Genomic DNA, 935 nt, shown 5'->3' on the forward strand with positions numbered 1-935 from the left:
ATTTTTGTAAACCTATATCGTATCTATGCCATGACTACAGTCATTCTCAGATTTCACTGAAGAATGCTTTTATATCTCTTCTTTTTTGTGTATCTTTGCAACGTTTTGGTGTAGGTACTTCCTATGCTCATTTTTATGAGACTAAGTAACGATTTTACTCTTGACTTCACTCACTTCCCTAAGGAGGCAGAAAGCATTGAGCTACTTCTTGGGGATGATTTCTTTGCTCGAAATGAGGGCGGAGAGATTCTTGGTGGAGATGTGAGTTTGATTCTAACTGTATCTCCTCTTGATACTAATCGTTTCCAATTGTCGTTTGATTATGTTGGAGAAGTGTCTGTAGAGTGTGATAGGTGTTTGCAACCTTTGTCTATTGATATAGATGCGGTGGAGTTAGTGGATATCGTTATTGGTGACTCTCTTAATGATGTTGATGATGAAGTGATTACGCTTGATGCACAAAATCCTATTTATGACTTCTCTTGGATTGCCTATGAGCTCCTGGCACTGCACTTGCCAATCCAGAGAATGCATGAGATAGAGGATTGTGACCCTGAGATGGTGAAATACCTGACTCCAGAAGAGCCTCGTAATGAGGAGGAGGATCCTCGATGGGCTGAGCTAAAGCGTGAATTGAGTAGTAAGAATAATAATTAGTAATATAAATATCGATTATGGCACATCCAAAACGACGTCAGTCGAAGTCTAAGACCAGGAAGCGTAGAACTCATGACGTAGCTACTGCTCCAACACTAGCTAAGTGTCCTAACTGTGGTGCTTACCATGTTTATCATACCGTATGCCCTGAGTGTGGCTATTACCGCGGTCAGATAGCTATTGAGGTAGACGCTTAAGTATTGCACTTATTGGTGATCATAATAAGCAGAGCAACTCTTCGGAGTGGCTCTGCTTTCGTTTTTTTTACTGTGCTGTGA

2 protein-coding genes are annotated in these 935 nt (G+C 40.9%); both read left to right on the forward strand.

Annotated features, from left to right (window positions below; genetic code table 11):
* Positions 1-135 precede the first annotated feature (135 nt).
* Positions 136-657: a YceD family protein gene (locus IX315_RS09610; protein ID WP_244973144.1), complete on the forward strand. Its 522-nt coding sequence runs from the start codon at positions 136-138 to the stop codon at positions 655-657.
* A gap of 17 nt (positions 658-674) precedes the next feature.
* Positions 675-854: a 50S ribosomal protein L32 gene (gene rpmF, locus IX315_RS09615; RefSeq protein ID WP_083900398.1), complete on the forward strand. Its 180-nt coding sequence runs from the start codon at positions 675-677 to the stop codon at positions 852-854.
* Positions 855-935 lie beyond the last annotated feature (81 nt).

Origin of the sequence: Porphyromonas levii, from assembly GCF_018206105.1 — a bacterium.
GTDB lineage: Bacteria > Bacteroidota > Bacteroidia > Bacteroidales > Porphyromonadaceae > Porphyromonas_A > Porphyromonas_A levii.

Coding starts and splice junctions, on each gene's coding strand:
- rpmF (WP_083900398.1), top strand. CDS start 675: ATGGCACATCCAAAACGACGTCAGTCGAAGTCTAAGACCAGGAAGCGT.
- IX315_RS09610 (WP_244973144.1), top strand. CDS start 136: ATGAGACTAAGTAACGATTTTACTCTTGACTTCACTCACTTCCCTAAG.